Raw genomic sequence first — 18,861 nt, forward strand, 5'->3', positions numbered from 1 at the left:
GCATGATCGAAAAGGCGACGGTTTAGCATATGAGCGCCGCCTAGCTCGAAAGATAAACCTGTGACTGTCAATGACGACTCGTTCACCAACTGGAAGACCCGCGAGGAGATCGCGGAGTCGATGATCCCGCTCATCGGGAAGCTGCACCGGGAGCGGGACGTCACGATCCTGCTGCACAGCCGCTCCCTGGTGAACAAGTCGGTGGTCAGCATCCTCAAGACCCACCGATTCGCCCGGCAGATAGCCGGCGAGGAGCTCTCGGTCACCGAGACGCTGCCGTTCCTGGAGACCCTCACCGAGCTCGACCTCGGGCCTTCGCAGATCGACCTCGGCATGCTCGCCGCGACGTACAAGGCCGACGACCGCGGCCTCTCGGTGCGCGAGTTCACCGCCGAGTCCGTGGCCGGAGCCACGGGCGCCAACAAGATCGAGCGCCGCGAGCCGCGCGACGTCGTGCTCTACGGCTTCGGCCGTATCGGCCGCCTCGTCGCCCGCCTGCTCATCGAGAAGACCGGCTCCGGGAACGGTCTGCGCCTACGCGCGGTCGTCGTCCGGCGGGGCGGCGAGCAGGACATCGTGAAGCGCGCCTCGCTGCTGCGCCGCGACTCCATCCACGGCCAGTTCCAGGGCACGATCACCGTCGACGAGGCGAACAGCACGATCATCGCCAACGGCAACGAGATCAAGGTGATCTACGCGAGCGACCCGTCGGAGGTCGACTACACGGCGTACGGCATCAGGGACGCCATCCTCATCGACAACACCGGCAAGTGGCGCGACCGCGAGGGCCTGTCGGGGCATCTGCGCCCGGGTATCGACAAGGTCGTCCTGACAGCGCCGGGCAAGGGCGACGTCCCGAACATCGTGCACGGCGTCAACCACGACACGATCAAGCCGGACGAGCAGATCCTGTCCTGCGCCTCCTGCACCACCAACGCGATCGTCCCGCCGCTGAAGGCGATGGCGGACGAGTACGGCGTGGTGCGCGGCCACGTGGAGACCGTCCACTCGTTCACCAACGACCAGAACCTGCTGGACAACTACCACAAGGCCGACCGCCGCGGCCGCTCCGCGCCGCTCAACATGGTCATCACCGAGACGGGCGCCGCATCCGCCGTCGCCAAGGCGCTGCCCGACCTCAAGGCGCCGATCACGGGCAGCTCGATCCGCGTGCCCGTGCCGGACGTCTCGATCGCCATCCTCAGCCTGCGGCTCGGGCGCGAGACCACCCGCGACGAGGTCCTCGACTACCTCCGCAATGTGTCGCTGACCTCGCCGCTCAAGCGCCAGATCGACTTCACCAGCGCCCCGGACGCGGTCTCCAACGACTTCATCGGCTCACGCCACGCCTCGATCGTCGACGCCGGCGCCACCAAGGTCGACGGCGACAACGCGATCCTCTACCTCTGGTACGACAACGAGTTCGGCTACTCGTGCCAGGTCATCCGAGTCGTCCAGCACGTCTCCGGGGTGGAGTACCCGACCTACCCGGCTCCGGCGGTCTGATCCCGCGGGACCGCCCGTCCCGGCTGCCCCGCCTCGGCGTGCGGGTCGGCCGGGACGTTCGCGTCGTGGGCCCGGGTCCTCCCGGACCGCAGCTTGCGCAGGAGTTCACTCGGTGACGGGCCCCCCATGAAGCACCAGAGCGCGATGACCGGGTCGCAGATCGCGCAGCCCAGCGACGAGTCGTGGGCGAAGGGGATGATCGGGTTGCCCTTGATGTGGTGCACGACGTCCCACGCGGTGTGCAGCAGCCAGCCGATACCGATGAAGGTCCACGAGTCGAGACCGCGGTACGCGACATACGTCACGACCGCCGTGAACGCGAACTCCCAGCCGCCCATCCCGCCGCCGCTGAGGTACGCGGCGCCCGCCCCAGCGACCATGACGGCGTTGAAGCGCCGCCGGTGCGGTTCCCGGATGAGGGACATCAACAGCGCGTAGAGGACGCCGATGACGATCGGCAGGAAGTACTGCATGCCTGTGCTCTTTCCTGGAGTGTGAACGTGCCGCCGGACGTGCGCGGGAACGGCTCACCACGCTAGGAGCGCGGGCATTCACCCCACAGGGGCATTACCGACAGGTTTCAACGGATTTCCGTCCTCGACGGGACACCCAGCCACATCCCTGAACCTCTGCGTGCCTCTATCACGTTTTCATGACGGAAAATGCGATAACCCCCAATCCGACACACATCGTTCACGGCATGGCTAGGCTCCAGTGCCTCATAGCGATCTGGAGGGGGATTCTCATGCGAAAGCACCCTGTCATAGCCGTGTCCTTCACAGCCGGTGCGCTGGCGGTACTCGTTGCCGCCCCGGCCCAGGCGGCCGAGTACACCTCGGCGTTGAAGGTCCGGGGCATTCAGTACGACGCGCCCGGCAGCGACTCCAACAGATGCACCACCGGCAACACGCACCAGGAATACCTGACCATCAAGAACTACTCGTCCTCGGCGACCGTGAATCTCAAGGGCTATGTCGTCAAGGACAAGACCGGCAACCGGTTCGCCTTCACCGCGAACCACTATCTCCAGCCCGGTGACTATGTGAAGTTGCGCGGCGGCAACGGCAACGACTCCGATGCCGGCAACGTCGTCTACCGCGACAACTGCAACTTCATGTGGAACAACGACGCCGACACCATCTACCTCTACAAGCCCTCCGGCAGCCGTGCGGACGTGCACAGCTACACGAAGAGGAACAACGACCGGGACGGCAACGGCTACATCGGCTACCACGGCTGACAGCACGCGGTTCGTCGGGCGCCGGGCCGACCCGGTGCCCGGCGAACGGGTGCGGCCACTACGAGGTGACCGGATTGCTCAACTCGCGTTCGGCGACCGCGCGGAAGCCGTTCGGCGGGCGGCCGGTGAGGAGTTGGACGGTGCCGGTGGTGTGGTCCTCGGCTCCGCCGGCGATGGCGCGGTCCATGTCCGCCAGCAGCGTGGCGAACTCCAGCGGCATGAACGCCGCGAGGCGGTCACGCAGTTGTTCATGGGCCAGCGGGTGGTGGACCACGGGTCGACCGGTGACCTCCGTGACGATCGTGGCGACGTCGTCGTAACTGAGCGCCTCCGGACCGGTCAGGACCAGTTCGGCGTTGGGGGCGCGGTCGTCGGTGAGGGCACGCACGGCGACGGCCGCGATGTCGTCGGCGTCGACGAATCCGACACGGCCGGTGCCGGCCGCTGTCAGGATGGCGCCGTCCGCACGAATGCTGTCGGCGTGGGCGTGCGCTCCGGTGAAGTTCTGCATGAACCACGAGGGCCGCAGCACCGCCCACTCGTCGAACAGGCCGGGCAGGGCCCGATGCACCATTCCCACCGCCGGGCCGCCCTCGGGTATGGCCGAGGAACTGAGGAGCACCGCGCGGCGCACCCCGGCGGCACGGGCCTGCCGCAGGAAGGGCAGCATGACCGAGGCCGGGTCGGAGTCACCCAGGGGCGGAATGAGGTAGACGCGGTCGACTCCGTCGAGGGCGCCGGCGTGGGTCCCGGGATCGCCCCAGTCGAAGCGGACCGGTTCAGCGCCCGGCACCGGGGTCGCGCGACGGCCGGCGGCCTTGACGCGGTGGCCGGCGGCGGTCAGCTGCGCGGCGGTACGGCTGCCGGTCGTGCCGGTGGCACCGATGACCAGAGTCGTGCCGGTGCCGCTCATCGGGCGCCGCTCGCGGTGAAGTCGACGCCGGGTTCCTGAACGGCGATCGGGTTCCAGTAGTCGCGGTAGGAGGAGATGAGCCCGTCCCGGACGGTCACTACGGCGATGTAGGTCATGTCGTAGGGGCTGTCGGTCTCCACGAGACGGCCCACACCACGCATCTCCACCACGATGACGTCCGGCTCGGTGGTCTGGTGAATCCGCAGGTCGGGGAAGTCGTGCAGGTCGATGTGGTCGGGATAGTGGCGCATGTAGGCGGCGATGGCCTCCTTGCCCTCCAGCCGCCCGGGCCAGCCCTGCGGCGCGAAGGGGAATTCCAGGATGCCGTCCTCGGCCCACAGGTCGACCCAGGCGGGGATGTTCTTGTCCAGCAACAGCCGCAGGCTGTGGCGGTACAGCTCTGCCGGTGAGGTATCTGCCAGTGAAGTGTTCGCGGGCACGCGCTTCTCCGTCCAGTACGATACGGACCAGCGGTCCGCTTCGAGTGACGATACGGACCGTGGGTCCGCTTTGCAAATGGAGGAGCAGCATGACCGAGCGCAGACCACGCAAGGACGCAGCCCGTAACCGGGTTGCCGTGCTCGCGGCTGCCGACACGCTCTTCACCGAGTGCGAGAGCCCCGAGGACGTCACCATGGCCGACATCGCGACGGTGGCCGGCGTCGGCAAGGGAACCCTCTTCCGGGCCTTCGGCGACCGCACCGGGCTGATCCGGGCGCTGTACGCGACGCGGCTCGAACCGGTCGGGAGCGCCGTCGAGGAGGGCCCACCCCCGCTGGGGCCCGACACGCCGCCGCTTGAGCGCGTACCCGCCCTGCTCGACGCCCTCCTGTGCTTCAAGCTCGACCACCGCCATCTCGCCCTGGCCCTGGAGGCGACGGGCAGCGACAGCCCCTACCAGGCGGAGCACTACGAGCGATGGCACAGCCTGCTCCGGTCCGCACTGGAGCAGATTCCCGGCCTCACCAACAGCGACTTCACCGCGCACGCGCTGCTCGCCACCGTCCGAGCGGACCTCGTGGAGCACCTGGCCGGCCAGAAGGGCGTGCCCCGGGAAGAGATGCGGAAGCAGCTGGCGGGCTTCGTCGCGGGGGTCATCGGCACTGGCCCGTGAACGAGCGAGGAGCCGACCGGGTTTCCCCGGCCGGCTCCTCGACGCCGTTACTGCGAAACGGCGTTACTTCGTCGTGGCTCTACCGCGCTGTGGCGCTACCACCTTGTGCGCTGCCTCGTTCTGGCGTTGCCGCGTCACGTCTGCCTGCTGTTGATACGGCGGAGCAGTACGAAGCCTGCGAGCAGGAGCAACGCTCCGGCCGCTGCCGGCCACAACTGCGTCCCGGTGTCGGCGAGTCCGCCCGAGGTCGCCTGCGGTTCGAGCACCGAGGCGCCCGACGGTTCGGGGCCCGGCACGGCGCCGCCGAGGTCGTTGTCGTCGCCACCCGTCGCCGCGGCCTCGTCGCTCTGGACGGCCGACGGGGACGATTCGGCCTTCGGCACCGCTTCGGCATCGCCCTTGTCCTCGCCGGCGGCGGGGTCGGGGGCCTGCGTGCTGTCGGTGGAGGGCTTCTGCGTGTTCTCGGCGCCGTTGTCGGCGGGGTCCTCGTCCTGGTTGTTCCCACCGGACGGGGCGGTGGCCGTGGGCGACGGGGTGTTCTCGCCACCGTTGCCGTTGTCGCCGCCGTTCCCGTTGCCGTTGTCCGCGGGGTCGTCGTCGCCGTTGTTCCCGCCGGGCGGGTCCGAGGGCGTCGGCGACGGGGAGTTGCCCGGTTCCTCGCCCCCGCCGCCACCGCCCCCGTCACCCGCACCGTCGGCGGCGTCGCACTTCCGGCCTCCGTTGATGCAGTCCACCATCTCCCCCATCAGGTCCTCGTCGAAGACGTTGATGAAGTCGCCGTGGTCGGTGACCGGCTTGTGCAGCTGCTCCGGGAAGGAGTCGACCGCGAACAGCGGGGTCGTCCGGCCGCCGTCGTTCAGGCTGGGCGCGTCGATGTCGTAGACGATCCGCTGGACGAGCTGCGGGATGGCCTTGAAGCCGTTCGCGCAGACGCCGTTGGCGTCGGCGAAGGCCACATGGGTGCGGTGGTTGGCGCTGTCGATGTTGTTGCCGTCCCAGCAGCTCTGGAACTTGAAGGTGCGGACCACGTCACTGCCCTGCGGGCAGAGCGGGTACTTGTCCTTCAGCTGCCGGTCCTCGAACCCGGTGCAGCTCCATGAGGCGTTGGCGTTGGCGGTGCCGTTGACGAACGCCTTGGCGTCACCGGTGATGATGCGCAGCAGCTTCGGCATCTCGGTGACCTTGCTCTGCGGGTTGCCCACGAAGGTCATGGTCACCTGCTTGGGCGTGACGATCTCACCGGCGTTGCCCTCGATGCCGCCGCCGGGAGAACCCGCGTCCTGCTCCTGGGCGCCGTTCTGCAGACGGATCACGGGCCAGAAGTACGAGGACTTGTCGCCCTTGTTCTCGCAGGACGTGTCGCCGTTGGCCAGGTCCTGGTCGCTCGCGAAGGCGTTGTTGTCCTGGTTGCCGACGTAGTCATGGAAGTGGTGGGCGCCGTTGGTGACACCGGGGGCCACGATCACGTTGTCTGAGTTGAACAGGCCGTTCGCGTTCACACCGCAGGCGGTGCTGAAGGTGCCGCGCGAGGCGTTGCCCTGCTTGCGCGGGCTCTGCACGTTGGGCTGGACCGACTTGATGTCCACGAAGTCGGCGGCCACAGGACCGTTGCCGGCCTGGCCGCCGTTGCCGCCCTGCTGATCGCCCTGCTCGTCGCCCTGGCCCTGACCGTTGTCCTGGTTCTGGCCGTTGTCCTGGCCTTCGTCCTGGTTCTGACCGTCCTGGCCCTGACCGTCCTGATCGGCGCCGTCCTGCTGCTGGCCTTCGCCGCCCTGGTCGCCGTTCTGTCCGTCGCCGCCCTGCTCGCCCTGGTTGCCCGAGGCGCGAAGTATGCAGGCCGCGAAGGGCTCAAGGCCCTGCGGGCGGTCTCCCACCCGGTCGACGGCGATCGCGATCCGCTCGATGGTCGCGGCTCGCTTCTCCTTCAGCGGGTTCATGATCGAGTTCTCGGCGAAGGCACCGTCCTGCTGGATGGCCTGCGTCGACTGCTGCAACCGCTGGTAGGCCTCGGCGATCTGCTTGTCCAGGAGGGCGAGTTCCTTGTCGACCTCCGCCTTCGCCTCGTCCGGCACCGCCGTCAGTTGACTGCCCACGTCCGGGCAGTCGATCGTGGCGGCGCCCGAGGCCAGGACCTGACCGGCCTGGCTCTGACCACTCTCGGAGGCCGTCGCGTAGACGTTCGCCGCTACCAGCCCACCTCCCCCCAGCATCAGCGCGACCGCCCCAATGGTCGCGCGTCGTGCGCCTGTTGGGCGTCTGCGCGTGTTGCGTCCCAAGGATCTACTCCTACGCTTCTGTTGGCCGGAGCCGGCATGGCAATCCCCCGCCCTATACGGAGGGGAGGCCCCGAGTGTTCAAACGTCCCGCGGATTCATAGAAACCTCTCATGAACCAGCCCGCCCGAGGGCGCCATACGGCTTCTTGCTCCTCGTCCGCGTACGCCCTCCTCGTCCGGCAGGTGTACACGGCCGGACAATGTGACGGAGAGACACGGGCGCCTCCGAAGTGACGAGGACCTTACCCCAGAGAGCGGCGGCGAGCGCGCGTCGCGTCTGCGCCGCCTCCATCGCCACGCAGCGGGCACCGACCCGGAAACGCATTGCGGCGCCCGGCGGACAGGCCTGCCGGGCGCCGCGAAGTCATGGTGTGGACGAGGGCGTACCACCGCGTACGTACTGGGGCGGCCGGAGTTCGGCGAGAGCGATCCAGTTACTGCCGGTCACCGGCGAGGGCCGGACCGCCGGCGGTCACCGGCGTGGTGCGCCGACGGTCACCAGCGCACGGGAAGTTCGCGGGCACCCCTGATCAACAGCCCCCGCATCCACGGCAGCTCGGTCTCGTCGGCGTCCAGCCTCAGGTCCGGGCAGCGTTCCAGGAGGGTGCGGATCGCGATGCGGCCCTCCAGCCGGGCCAGCGGGGCGCCCAGGCAGTAGTGCAGGCCGTGGCCGAAGGCGATGTGGCCGCGGGAGTCCCGGCGGATGTCGAACCGGTCGGCCTGCTGGAAGCGCTCGGGATCACGGTCGGCGCCGGCCATGGCGATCAGGACGGTGGAGCCGGCGGGGATGGTCACCCCACCCATCTCCACGTCCTCCAGTGCCAGTCGGTCCGTGCAGTTCTCCACCGGGCCGTCGTAGCGGAGCATTTCCTCGATCGCGCCTTCGAGCAGCCCGAAGTCGGCGCGCAGGTCGGCCAGTTGGCCGGGGTGCGCGAACAGGGCACGCATGCCGTTGCCGATCAGGTTGACCGTGGTCTCGTGGCCGGCGATGAGCAACAGCACACACATGCCGATGAGTTCGTCGGGCGAGAGCCGGTCGCCGCCCTCGTCAACGGTGTGGATCATCGCGCTCAGCAGGTCCTGGCCGGGCCGGCTCCGCTTGTCGGCGACCAGTTCGGCGAGGTACGCCGGCATCTCCTGGTAGGCGCGCGCCTCCGACTCCGGACTCGTACGGGCGACCATCTCGTTGGACCAGCCACGGAAGGTGTCCCGGTCGAGCGCGGGCACGCCGAGCAGTTCGCAGATGACGGTCATGGGCAGCGGAAAGGCGAAGGAGGCCACCAGATCCGCCTGCCGCCCCTCCCCCGCGAGCATCGCGTCCAGGAGTTCGTCGGCGATCTGCTGGACCCGAGGGGCCAGGGCGTCGATACGGCGCGGGGTGAACTCCCTTGCCACCAGCCGCCGTAGCCGGGTGTGGTCCGGCGGGTCCGACATCAGCATGTGGGCGAGCGCCGGCTGGTCCTGCTCGGTGTTGACGATCTGGCCGATGTTCCCGGACTTGCGCCAGTCCCGGCTGAGCCGGGGGTCGGTGAAGGCGGTACGGCACGCGTCGTAACCGACGACGAACCACACCTCCTCGCCGTCGGTGTCGAGCACCCGGTGCACGGGTCCGGCCGCACGGAGTTCGGCGTAGACGGGATAGGGATCGCGGGTGAAGTCCCCTCCGAGTTGCTGCAGATCGACAACAGGCCCTGCTGACATGCTGTTTCCCCCTGATGATCGGTTGAAAAGCACGCTAACCGGGACTCGGCACAGGACCAACGGTGCTTTCGGCCAGGCACATCGCGCCGTGCCGTACATGACATGCGGCCGCTGCCCGATCACCCCCACCCACCCACCCCGGAATCCGTGAGTCGAGTGCATGAGAACCGCCCGCGTCGTGACCGACGTACTTCAGCCCCGCAATGTCCTGGTCGCCGGAATGACCGGGATCGGGGCCGCCGCCGCGGGTGACTGGACCGGCGTTCCGTGGGGTCTGCTCGGCGCCCTGTGCGCGGGGATCGTGCCGGCCGCGTACATCCAGTGGGAGCGCGGGCGTGGCACCTGGGGCGACCGGCACGTGGTGGACCGTACGCAGCGGGCGCCGATCTTCTTCGTGATCCTCGGCTCCCTCGGGCTCGGGACCCTGGTCATGCTCCTCGGCGGAGCGCCCACGGGAATCCTGGTCGCGATGCTCGGGCTGTGGGTCACGACAATCGTGCTGCTCGCCGTGAACACGGCGTGGAAGATCAGCGTGGACTCCGCCGTCGCTTCGGCGGTCGTGGCGATGCTCGCCGCCACGCACACCGTGTGGTGGCTCGCCGCGTACGTCCTCGTGGTCGGGGTGTGCTGGTCACGGGTCGCGCTCGGCCACCACTCCACCGCGCAGACGGTGGCCGGCGCCTCCCTCGGCGCGAGCAGCGCCGCCGCGCTGCTCCTCGTCCGGAGCTAGCCCGGGACCCACCTGAGGCTTCCCTGAGCTCTCCTAGGACTGCCGGAGCGGTTCGGCGGACGGCGGAACGGGCGACTGGTAGCCGCCGCTGGCCAGCATCCGCACCTCCCCCGCCGGGCTGATCTCGGCACGAAGAATGCCGGTGGGGTCGCAGTAGACCGGGTTCCCGCCCGGTCCCAGGGTGTCGGTCCGTTCGACGACCACCTTGTCCGTGGTCGCGCCGACGCCCGATCCCTCATGGGTGAAGGTCAGCCGGTACCGGTCCGGGGTGGGCATGACGACCTCCCGCGCTTGAGGCACAAATGCGCACAAATGGAACCCATCTCCATCATGCGGCACGATCGTGCCGACGGCAGCACCGGACGGCCCGCGATCATCGGCACCGGGACGCGGCCACCAGTACCGCCCCACATCCCCGAGCCGTGCCGCCCCAGGGGCCTGAGGCCCTCATTCCGCCATTGGTCTGGGCCACCCGGTCCGGGCGGTCTCCCCTCGCGGGGCATGACCCTCTCGCCTCATGGCGCCCGGCAGTGTAGACATGGGCTTATGGTGCGACTCTTGGGTCGATCCTGGGCTCGGTCGACCCCCCGCCCGGGCGGCCTGCGCGCGCGGCGCAGGCGTGACCGCCCTCGCCGAGCGCATGCGCGGCGGGCACGGCAGACGCCGCGCCATCCAGTCGATCCTCGGGGGGCCCACGACGGCGGGCAGGGGCCCTCGGCGGGGTTGCGGTCGGCGCTGGGCGGGCGCAGTGTCGCCGGCCAGGTGTTCGTCCTGCAAGTGGTGATCGTGCTGCTGCTGGTCGTGGCCGCGGTGGTCGCTCTGGTGCTGCAGGTGCGGCACGACAGCACCCAGGAGGCCACGAACCGCTCCCTGGCCGTCGCCGAGACGTTCGCCAACGCCCCCGGCACCCGCGACGCCTTGAGCACCTCCGATCCCACCGCGGTGCTTCAGCCGCGGGCCGAGGCGGCCCGCGAGCAGTCCAAGGTGGACTTCATCGTGGTGATGAACACCGACGGGGTCCGCTACACCCACCCCAAGCCCGACCGGATCGGCAAGACGTTCGTCGGAACCCTCGAACCGGCGCTGGAGGGCCGCTCCTTCACCGAGGAGATCACGGGAACCATCGGGCCGCTGGTGCAGGCCGTGGTCCCCGTCAAGTCGGACGACGGCGAGGTCGTGGGCCTGGTGTCGGCAGGCATCACGACCGAGAACGTCGGCGGTGTCGCGGACCGGCAGCTCCCGCTGCTGCTGACCGCCGCGGCCGCGGCACTCGCCCTGGCGCTGGGCGGGACGGCACTGGTGAGCAGACGGCTGCTGCGCCAGACACACGGGCTGGGCCCGTTCGAGATGACCCGGATGTACGAGCACCACGACGCGGTGCTGCACGCGGTCCGGGAAGGCGTGATCATCGCCAGCGGCGAGGGACGGCTGCTGCTCGCCAACGACGAGGCGCACCGGCTGCTGGATCTTCCCCGGAACGCCGAGGGACGGCATGTGCTCGAACTCGGCCTCGACACGGACACGGCCGGTCTGCTGGCCTCGGGGCGCGTCGCGACGGACGAGGTGCACCTGGTCGGGGACCGGCTGCTGGCGATCAACCAACGGCCCACGGACCTCAAGGGCGGCCCGGCCGGCAGCGTCGCGACACTCCGCGACTCGACCGAGCTGCGCGCCCTGTCCGGAAGGGCCGAAGTGGCCCGGGAGCATCTCAAGCTCCTGTACGACGCCGGGGTGGGCATCGGTACGGGCCTGGACGTGACCCGTACCGCCGAGGAACTGGCCGAGGTGGCGGTACCGCGGTTCGCGGACTACGTCACCGTGGACCTGGCCGACGCCGTGCTGAGCGGCGAGGAGCCGGAGGCGGGCACCGATCTGCGCCGTACCGCGTTCAGCGGTATCCGCAAGGACGCTCCCCTCTATCCGGTGGGCGAGCGGATCAGATTCGTCGCGTCCACACCTCAGGCCCGCAGCATCGGCACCGGCCAGGCCGTGGTCGAGCCCAGCCTCCGGGAGGCTCCCGGGTGGCTCGCGCAGGACCTGGAGCGCACCGCGCAGGTCGTGGAGTACGGGATCCACTCGCTGATCATCGTTCCGGTGCGGGTCGGACACCTGGTGATGGGCGTGGTCAACTTCTGGCGCTCGGAGAAGCCCGAGCCGTTCGACGAGGAGGAGCTGGCCCTCGCCGAGGAGCTGGTCGCCCGTGCCGCGGTCTCCATCGACAACGCGCGCCGCTACACGCGCGAGCACACCATGGCCGTGACGCTGCAGCGCAGCCTGCTGCCCCGCAATCTGCCCGAACAGAGCGCCCTGGACATCGCCTACCGCTATCTGCCCGCGCAGGCGGGGGTGGGCGGCGACTGGTTCGACGTACTGCCGCTGTCCGGCGCCCGGGTCGCGCTCGTCGTGGGCGATGTCGTCGGCCACGGGCTGCACGCCGCGGCCACGATGGGGCGGCTGCGGACCGCCGTGCACAACTTCTCCGCGCTCGACCTGCCGCCCGACGAGCTGCTCGGACTCCTCGACGAGCTGGTCGGCCGCATCGACCAGGACGAGGCCGCGGAGGACAGCAGCGCCGCGATCACCGGCGCCACCTGTCTGTACGCCGTCTACGACCCGACCTCCCGGAAGTGCACCGTCGCCCGGGCGGGCCACCCACCGCCGGCCGTCGTCAGCCCCGACGGCAGCGTGGAGTTCCCCGAGGTGCCCGCGGGTCCGCCGCTCGGTCTCGGCGGCCTCCCGTTCGAGACGGCCGAACTCACGCTGGACGAGGGCAGCCGGCTGGTTCTCTACACGGACGGGCTCGTCGAGGACCGGGAGCGGGACATCGACGCCGGCCTGGAGCTGCTGCGTACCGCGCTGGCCGGCGCCGACCGGTCGCCCGAGGACACCTGCCAGGGCGTCCTCAACGCCCTCCTTCCCGACCGGCCCAGCGACGACATCGCGCTGATCGTCGCCGGCACCCGCGCCCTCGGAGCCGACCGCATCGCCGAGTGGCAGGTGCCGTCCGACCCGGCCGCCGTCGGCGAGGTGCGCGCGTCGGTCACCCGGCAGCTCACGGAGTGGGGGCTGGACGACCTGGCGTTCGCCACCGAGCTGATGCTCAGCGAGCTGGTCACCAACGCGATCAGGTACGGCACCGGCTCCATCCAGGTCCGTATGCTGCGCGACCGCAGCCTGATCTGCGAGGTCTTCGACGGCAGCAACACCTCACCGCACCTGCGGTACGCGGCCAGCACGGACGAGGGCGGACGCGGTCTGTTCCTCGTCGCCCAGCTCGCCGAACGCTGGGGCACTCGCTACACCCCCGCGGGCAAGGTCATCTGGACGGAACAGCCGCTGCCCTGAGGCTCAGCCGCTGAGGTTCAGCCGCGCGAAGGAGGATCCTCGCGAGGCTCCGAGGCGTCCGAAGACCGTTCGCTCGCATCGGCCGGGCTCTCCTGTACGTCCCCGGCCTCCGGGACATCCCCGGCCGCCACGGGCGCCATGGCACCGTTTCCCTGGAGGCGTTCCAGGTCGTCGGGGCGTACCTGAATGACGATCAGGGCGATCAGGGCGCCCACGACGGCGATGATCGCCGCGACGATGAACGCACTCGAAATGCCCGAGGTCAGCACCTGGTCGCTCCAGGGCGGCGGGAGTTCGCCGGTTCTGCGGAATTCGAGGCGCTGGGCAGGGGTCGCCTCCGCCATGAAGTCGCGGACCTGATCGGTGGCTTCGTTGCGGCTCGCCGTACCGAAGACGGTCACCAGCACCGACAGGCCGAGCGAACCGCCCACCTGCTGGGTGGCGTTGAGGATCCCGGAGGCCGCTCCCGCGTCCTGCGACTGGACTCCCGAGACCGCCATCAGCGTCAGTGCCACGAAGTTGAGACCCATACCGAAGCCGAAGACCAGCATGGGTCCGAGGATGCTGCCCGCGTAGGTGCTGTCGACCTCGGTCAGGGTCAGCCAGCCGAGTCCGATGGCGGACAGGACCGCGCCCACCGTCATGAACGGCTTGGGCCCCCACTTGGGCAGCAGTTGTGAGGCGAACCCCGCGCCGATGGCGATGATCGCGCTCACCGGCAGGAAGGCGAGACCGGCCTCCAGCGGGCTGAAGCCCAGGATGTTCTGCACGAAGAGCGTCAGGAAGAAGAACATCCCGAACATCGCCGCGGCCAGGCTCAGCATGATCGCGTAGACGCCTGCCCGGTTGCGGTCGCGGAACATCCACAGGGGCGTGATGGGCTGTTTCGACCGGCGCTCGACGGTGATGAACGCGGCGAGAAGCACGACGGCCGCCGCGAAGGACGCGAGGGTCAGGCGGTCGCTCCAGCCGTCCTCCGAGGCCCGGATGAAGCCGTAGACGAGCATCACCATGCCGGCGGTGGAGGTGAGCGCGCCGAGGATGTCGAAGTGGCCCGGATGGCGCTCGGACTCCCGGATGTAGCGGGGCGTCGCCAGCACGATCAGCAGGCCGATGGGCACGTTGACGAAGAGGACCCAGCGCCAGTCGAGCCACTCCACGAGCAGTCCGCCCGCCAGCAGGCCGATCGCGCTGCCGCCAGCCGAGACCGCGGCGAACACACCGAACGCCCTGTTCCGCTCGGGCCCTTCCTCGAACGTCGTGGTGATCAGCGAGAGGGCCGTCGGGGACGCGATGGCGCCGCCAACGCCCTGCAGCGCGCGCGCCGCGAGCAACTGCCAGGATTCCTGCGAGAGTCCGCCGAGCAGGGAGGCGAGCACGAAGAGCAGGACGCCGAACATGAAGACACGGCGACGGCCGAGGATGTCGCCCAACCGCCCGCCGAGCAGGAGCAGACCGCCGAAAGTCAGCGTGTAGGCGTTGATCACCCAGGACAGGCTCTCGGTCGAGAAGCCGAGCGAGCTCTGGATGTGCGGAAGGGCGATGTTCACGATGGTGATGTCGAGGACCACCATCAACTGGCAGGAGGCGATGACGAGTAGAGCGATCCCCCTGCCTCGGCCCCGCTCCGGGGACTTGGCAGTTTCCGAGGGTGTCGTCCGAGCGCCCGTCATGGCATGTGTCCTGCGTGTACGACGACGTGAACGTCGACGTTCGCTGTACCGACGGTAGTCCTGGGCGCCCGGCCCCACCAGTCGATCTTGCCGTGGTCCGAGGGTCCCGGCGCCACTCGTCACTCGTCGGCGGTGGAACCCTGCTCGGAGACGGATGCCGTCTGCAGTTGCTGAGATCTGGTGTCGCGCTCGGCGTCGTGCTGCGCCAGCACGGAGAGCAGACCCGCGACCGACAGCCCGGCATCGGCCGGGTGGCGCAGGCCGGTCCCCGGCTGGATGTGGTACTCGTTCGTGCGCCCCTGCCTGGTGTGGGTGAGATACCCACCCTGCTCCAGATCGGCGATGATCTTCTGCACGGCCCGCTCCGTGAGCCGGCAGCGTGCGGCGATGTCCCGGATGCGGGTTTTCTGGTCATCGGCGATGGCAGCCAGTACGCGGGCGTGGTTGGTGAGGAACGTCCAGCCGGAATGTGTCTCAGGTACTCCACCCATGGGCCACAGCATAGGACCTGTCGTTCACGCATTCAAAAGGGCGAAAGAAATTTCATGTATCGCTTGACGTGTGACGCTCGGGAGCTGAGCCTGGGGGAGTCAGAGACGGCCGGATGCCTCAGGAGCGGCTGCCATGCGAGACACTGCACTCTCCGCGCAGTTCGAGAGCGGGCCCGAGCCCGTCTGCGCGGCATCGGTCGTCGCGGCGAGGGGGCGTCCGTCGGCCTCCCTGAAGATCGAGGCACACCAGGTCGGCGCGCGTACGGTCGTCGTGATCGCCGGTGAGATCGACCTCGACGGCGAACAGCTGCTGAAGCAGGAGCTGCGTCGCGCCCTCGCCCGGTCGGTCACCGGCGTGGATCTCGATCTGAGCGGAGTCGAGTTCTGCGACTGCTCCGGTCTCAACGTCCTGCTGCGCCTGCGTCGGCGTGCACTGAAGGACGCCAAGACCGTCGTCATCCAGGCTGCCGACCCGGTGGTCGAGCGGCTGCTCGCCCTCACCCGAACGTCGTCGCTGTTCGCGCCCGCATGCGCACCTACGGGTGATGCCGCCGGGGCGGCGACCCTTCCGGACCAGGACGCGCACCCCGTTCGGAAACCACGCCCCACGGAGGAGAACGTGTTGCACGACGATGCCGAGCGGGACCTGCGCGCGGAAGTCGTCCAGCTCAAGCGCGCCATGCAGACCCGGCCGGTCATCGACCTGGCCCGCGGAGTCCTGATGGCCTCCTTCGCCCTGAGCCCGGAGAACGCCTGGAACGTCCTGGTGACGGTCTCCCAGAACACCAACACCAAGCTCCACCATCTGGCCCAGGACATGGTGGGCGCCGTCCAGGGCGAGCCCCTCCCCGAACCACTCCAACAACAACTGGCGGCGGCGGTAGCCGAACTGACCACTCCCCCACCGACCGACACGACCGACGCCGGCGGCACGGCCCCCGACCACCCCAAGGACGAGGGCAAAGACGAGGACAAGGGCAGGGAGGGAGCCCCGGAATCAGAGCCGTGAACGGCGGTGACGCGGGCGGTCCGTGCCCCTCGTGACGCAGGCCCTCGTTCAGGTCCAACCCTCCTCCCGGCCACGGATCTCAGTCCTCGACGAGACGCTCCGTGGACGTCGGCTCCCGGCGCAGCGCCTCCGCCGACCTGGACGCGATCCTCAACCGCGCCCTGCCGTAGGCCGGTTGAGCCTGCCCGGCAGTTCAGGTGCCTAGCTCTGAGGGGTCCCCGCGGCGTCGACGGGGACCTTCTCGGCGCCGATCCGCCGGATGCGCTCGGTGCCCCACGCCCCGAGGGAGGCCAGGGCGGCGTTGAGCGAGACACCGTGCTCCGTCAGGGAGTACTCGACCTTCGGTGGCACCTCTCGGTACACCTCACGATGGACGAGCCCGTCCTCCTCCATCTCCCGCAGATGCTGAATCAGCATCTTCTCGCTGACGCCCGGCAGTCCGCGGCGCAGCTCGGCGAACCGGCGGACCCCGTAGTGGTCCAGCTCCCAGAGGATCAGCGACTTCCACTTGCCGGCGACCACGTCCATGGCCGCGTCGATGCCGCAGAAATAGGGACCACGCCGTGCCGAAGTCGCCATCCGTCCCCCAAGACCCAAGAACCCAAGTACCCAAGAACCAAAAGGTACTTACCAACAGGTGAGTACCCGACTAATTAGTCCGTACTGGTCAACCCTACCGGCCGTGGAGAGGATCGAACCGAACCACAAACACGAGGGGAAACGCCGGAAATGACGACCGAAAACAGCGTCCGGGTGAGTGTTCTCGGGCTGGGTGCGATGGGGACCGCTCTCGCGGGCGCCCTGGTGAAGGCCGGATACGCGACCACATGCTGGAACCGCTCTCCGGGGAAGGCGGACCAACTCGTCGCGCAGGGCGCGGAGGTGGCCGCCACGGCCCGGGACGCGGTCCGGGCCGGCCGACTGGTGATCGTGTGTCTGCTGGACCACGCGTCGGTCCACGAGGTGCTCGATCCGCTCTCCGACGAACTGGCCGGACGAACCGTGGTCAACGTGACGACGACGTCTCCGGCACAGTCACGGGAGTCGGCGGACTGGGCCGCCCGGGCCGGGATCGCGTATCTGGACGGCGGCATCATGGCCGTGCCGGACATGATCGGCCGGCCCGGGTCCTCGATCCTCTACAGCGGATCGGCCGAGGTCTTCGAGGAGTACAAGCCGCTGCTCGAACTGTGGGGTGCCAGTACCTACTTCGGCGAGGACGCCGGGCTGGCGTCCCTGTACGACCTCGCCCTGCTCGCCGGCATGTACGTCATGTTCGCCGGATTCATGCACGGTGCCGCCATGGTCGCGCCGGCCGGTGTGACGGCGGGCGAGTTCGCCGCGCTGGCCGCGCCCTGGCTGACGGCCATGACCGGTGGCTTCCAGGGGTTCGCCGAGGTCATCGACGGCGGGGACTACACCGTGGCGGGGCAGCAGAGCCTCGCGTTCTCCGACCTCGGCGACCTCGTGGCGGCCAGTTCCGACCAGGGCATCAGCACCGAGGTGGTCGACATGGTCCAGCGGCTCGTCCGGCGCCAGATCGACGCCGGGCACGGAGAGGAGGGCTTCGCGCGGATCATCGAGAGCATCAGGCAACCGGCCTGAGTCGAACGTGCGGGGCGGTGGGGCCGGATGCGAGGGTCGCCAGGGGCCGGGCAGGGGACTTCACCAGCCAGACATGCTGCCGCTGGGGTCCCGCCGCCTACAGTGGGGCGCCCAGGCAAGCGGTGGGTGTGCTCAGGCTGGACGTGGGTGTGCCCAGGCAGGAGGTGAGCGCGATGCCCGGTGTCGACGTCCCGGCGGCCCCCGCGGGAACCAGCCGCAGCACATCGGCCACGATCCAGCCGAACATCCTGCGCTATCTCACGTCGGTCACCTTCGAGCGCGGTGTCGACCTGCGGCCGCATCTGGAGCAGGTCGGTCTGGACGAGACCCTGATGCGTTCGGCGGCCCTCAGGGTCTCCTACCGTCAGGGCAGCGCCGTGATCCGGCGGGCCCTGGAGCTCACCGGTGACGAGCACCTCGGCATGAAGGTGGGCGCGGCGCAGCACCTGACCGCCTGGGGGCTGCTGGGTTTCGCGCTCATGGCCGCGGAGAACCTGCGGCGGGCCGCCGAGACCGGGGTGACGTACCAGAATCTGTCCGGGGCGATGGTGGTGTGGTCGGCCGGCGAGGAGGACGGCGGCTTCGCCATCCGTGCCGAGCTGCCCGATCCGGCCTTGGATCCAGGCGTGGCAGTCTTCCTGATCGAGGAGGCGCTGACCTCGGCGGTCACGCTGGCCCGGTTGACCGTCGGCCCCGAATTCGCCCCGCGCGTGGCGGAGTTCGCCTTCCCCGCACCGGCCCACAGTGACCCGTACGGATCCTTCTTCGGCTGTCCGGTCCGTTTCGGTGTTCCGGTCAGCCGTGTCGTCATCGATCCGGTGTGGGCCCGGGCGCCGATGCCGGGCCGGGATCCGGTGACGTTCGCGTCGGCGTTGGAGACGCTCGACGAGCAGATGGCCTCGCGTCGGCACCACCAGGAGCTGCTTGAGGTCATGGAGATCTCCATCGCGCAGAGCCTCCCGGTGGTGCCGTCGTTCGCCGAGCAGGCACGTCGGCACACGGCCAGCGAGCGCACGCTCCGGCGCCGGCTGGCCGACTGCGGCACCACGTACGAGGCTCTCGTCGACGGAGTGCGCAGGGAGCGCGTCGAACAGTTGCTGCGGCGCCCGGAACTGACCCTGCGTGACATCGCCCATCAGGCAGGTTTCTCCGACGAGCGGACCCTGCGCCGAGCGGTGCGCCGCTGGCACGGCACCTCTTCGCGGCGGCTCCGGGAGGAAGTGCTCGGCGCCGAGGGGCCGGCCCGGGGCTGACGCCGG

The 18,861-nt window shown here is 69.4% G+C and carries 17 protein-coding genes; 8 read left to right on the top strand and 9 right to left on the bottom strand.

Annotation, left to right across the window (positions count from 1 at the left end):
* Positions 1-60 precede the first annotated feature (60 nt).
* The gene (locus ACZ5VQ_RS03355) at positions 61-1,506 is read left to right on the top strand and encodes a glyceraldehyde-3-phosphate dehydrogenase (protein ID WP_200394098.1); all 1,446 of its coding nucleotides are present in this window, start codon (positions 61-63) and stop codon (positions 1,504-1,506) included.
* Here ACZ5VQ_RS03355 and ACZ5VQ_RS03360 read toward each other — a convergent pair.
* A complete protein-coding gene (locus ACZ5VQ_RS03360; protein ID WP_469103436.1) occupies positions 1,485-1,979 on the bottom strand; it encodes a DUF6010 family protein in 495 nt (164 codons plus the stop codon). The two genes, ACZ5VQ_RS03355 and ACZ5VQ_RS03360, sit on opposite strands and share 22 nt — an antisense overlap.
* A gap of 272 nt (positions 1,980-2,251) precedes the next feature.
* Between ACZ5VQ_RS03360 and ACZ5VQ_RS03365 the strand changes: the two genes are divergently transcribed.
* On the top strand, positions 2,252-2,746 hold the full coding sequence (locus ACZ5VQ_RS03365; protein WP_469103437.1) for a lamin tail domain-containing protein: 495 nt from the start codon (positions 2,252-2,254) through the stop codon (positions 2,744-2,746).
* A 58-nt stretch (positions 2,747-2,804) separates the two neighbouring features.
* Here ACZ5VQ_RS03365 and ACZ5VQ_RS03370 read toward each other — a convergent pair whose 3' ends face one another.
* Both ACZ5VQ_RS03370 and ACZ5VQ_RS03375 read right to left on the bottom strand, forming a co-directional pair.
* On the bottom strand, positions 2,805-3,659 hold the full coding sequence (locus ACZ5VQ_RS03370) for an NAD(P)H-binding protein (protein ID WP_469103438.1): 855 nt from the start codon (positions 3,657-3,659) through the stop codon (positions 2,805-2,807).
* On the bottom strand, positions 3,656-4,099 hold the full coding sequence (locus ACZ5VQ_RS03375) for a nuclear transport factor 2 family protein (RefSeq protein WP_469103439.1): 444 nt from the start codon (positions 4,097-4,099) through the stop codon (positions 3,656-3,658). The genes ACZ5VQ_RS03370 and ACZ5VQ_RS03375 overlap by 4 nt, the downstream gene beginning before the upstream one ends.
* An 89-nt stretch (positions 4,100-4,188) precedes the next feature.
* Between ACZ5VQ_RS03375 and ACZ5VQ_RS03380 the strand changes: the two genes are divergently transcribed.
* The gene (locus ACZ5VQ_RS03380; protein ID WP_469103440.1) at positions 4,189-4,773 is read left to right on the top strand and encodes a TetR/AcrR family transcriptional regulator; all 585 of its coding nucleotides are present in this window, start codon (positions 4,189-4,191) and stop codon (positions 4,771-4,773) included.
* A 134-nt stretch (positions 4,774-4,907) separates the two neighbouring features.
* On the opposite strand, the gene ACZ5VQ_RS03385 is transcribed toward ACZ5VQ_RS03380, so the two are convergent.
* A complete protein-coding gene (locus ACZ5VQ_RS03385) occupies positions 4,908-7,049 on the bottom strand; it encodes a DUF1996 domain-containing protein (RefSeq protein ID WP_469103441.1) in 2,142 nt (713 codons plus the stop codon).
* Positions 7,050-7,543: 494 nt separating this feature from the next.
* Positions 7,544-8,749, bottom strand: coding sequence for a cytochrome P450 family protein (locus ACZ5VQ_RS03390; RefSeq protein WP_469103442.1), 1,206 nt, complete (start codon positions 8,747-8,749; stop codon positions 7,544-7,546).
* 160 nt (positions 8,750-8,909) lie between these two features.
* On the opposite strand from ACZ5VQ_RS03390, the gene ACZ5VQ_RS03395 reads away from it, so the two are divergent.
* Positions 8,910-9,479: a hypothetical protein gene (locus ACZ5VQ_RS03395; protein WP_469103443.1), complete on the top strand. Its 570-nt coding sequence runs from the start codon at positions 8,910-8,912 to the stop codon at positions 9,477-9,479.
* A gap of 33 nt (positions 9,480-9,512) precedes the next feature.
* Here the strand turns inward: ACZ5VQ_RS03395 and ACZ5VQ_RS03400 are convergent, their stop codons facing one another.
* Positions 9,513-9,755, bottom strand: coding sequence for a DUF6296 family protein (locus tag ACZ5VQ_RS03400; protein ID WP_469103444.1), 243 nt, complete (start codon positions 9,753-9,755; stop codon positions 9,513-9,515).
* A 270-nt stretch (positions 9,756-10,025) separates the two neighbouring features.
* Here ACZ5VQ_RS03400 and ACZ5VQ_RS03405 point away from each other — a divergent pair, with 270 nt between their 5' ends.
* Complete coding sequence (locus ACZ5VQ_RS03405) at positions 10,026-12,824, top strand: SpoIIE family protein phosphatase (RefSeq protein WP_469103445.1); 2,799 nt, start codon at positions 10,026-10,028, stop codon at positions 12,822-12,824.
* 17 nt (positions 12,825-12,841) lie between these two features.
* Here ACZ5VQ_RS03405 and ACZ5VQ_RS03410 read toward each other — a convergent pair whose 3' ends face one another.
* Entirely contained in the window at positions 12,842-14,497 is a 1,656-nt protein-coding gene (locus ACZ5VQ_RS03410; RefSeq protein ID WP_469103446.1) for an MFS transporter, read from the bottom strand.
* A gap of 119 nt (positions 14,498-14,616) precedes the next feature.
* Entirely contained in the window at positions 14,617-14,988 is a 372-nt protein-coding gene (locus tag ACZ5VQ_RS03415) for a helix-turn-helix transcriptional regulator (protein ID WP_469103447.1), read from the bottom strand.
* 133 nt (positions 14,989-15,121) lie between these two features.
* On the opposite strand from ACZ5VQ_RS03415, the gene ACZ5VQ_RS03420 reads away from it, so the two are divergent.
* Positions 15,122-15,997 (top strand): anti-sigma factor antagonist, encoded by an 876-nt coding sequence (locus ACZ5VQ_RS03420; RefSeq protein WP_469103448.1) that lies wholly within the window; start codon positions 15,122-15,124, stop codon positions 15,995-15,997.
* Between the two features lie 201 nt (positions 15,998-16,198).
* Here the strand turns inward: ACZ5VQ_RS03420 and ACZ5VQ_RS03425 are convergent, their stop codons facing one another.
* The gene (locus tag ACZ5VQ_RS03425) at positions 16,199-16,576 is read right to left on the bottom strand and encodes a winged helix-turn-helix transcriptional regulator (RefSeq protein WP_362084072.1); all 378 of its coding nucleotides are present in this window, start codon (positions 16,574-16,576) and stop codon (positions 16,199-16,201) included.
* A 150-nt stretch (positions 16,577-16,726) separates the two neighbouring features.
* On the opposite strand from ACZ5VQ_RS03425, the gene ACZ5VQ_RS03430 reads away from it, so the two are divergent.
* Together ACZ5VQ_RS03430 and ACZ5VQ_RS03435 are read left to right on the top strand one after the other, a co-directional pair.
* The gene (locus tag ACZ5VQ_RS03430) at positions 16,727-17,602 is read left to right on the top strand and encodes an NAD(P)-dependent oxidoreductase (protein ID WP_469103449.1); all 876 of its coding nucleotides are present in this window, start codon (positions 16,727-16,729) and stop codon (positions 17,600-17,602) included.
* Between the two features lie 173 nt (positions 17,603-17,775).
* Positions 17,776-18,855, top strand: coding sequence for an AraC family transcriptional regulator (locus ACZ5VQ_RS03435; protein ID WP_469103450.1), 1,080 nt, complete (start codon positions 17,776-17,778; stop codon positions 18,853-18,855).
* Positions 18,856-18,861 lie beyond the last annotated feature (6 nt).

It is taken from the genome of Streptomyces sp. NPDC033178 (assembly GCF_055577685.1).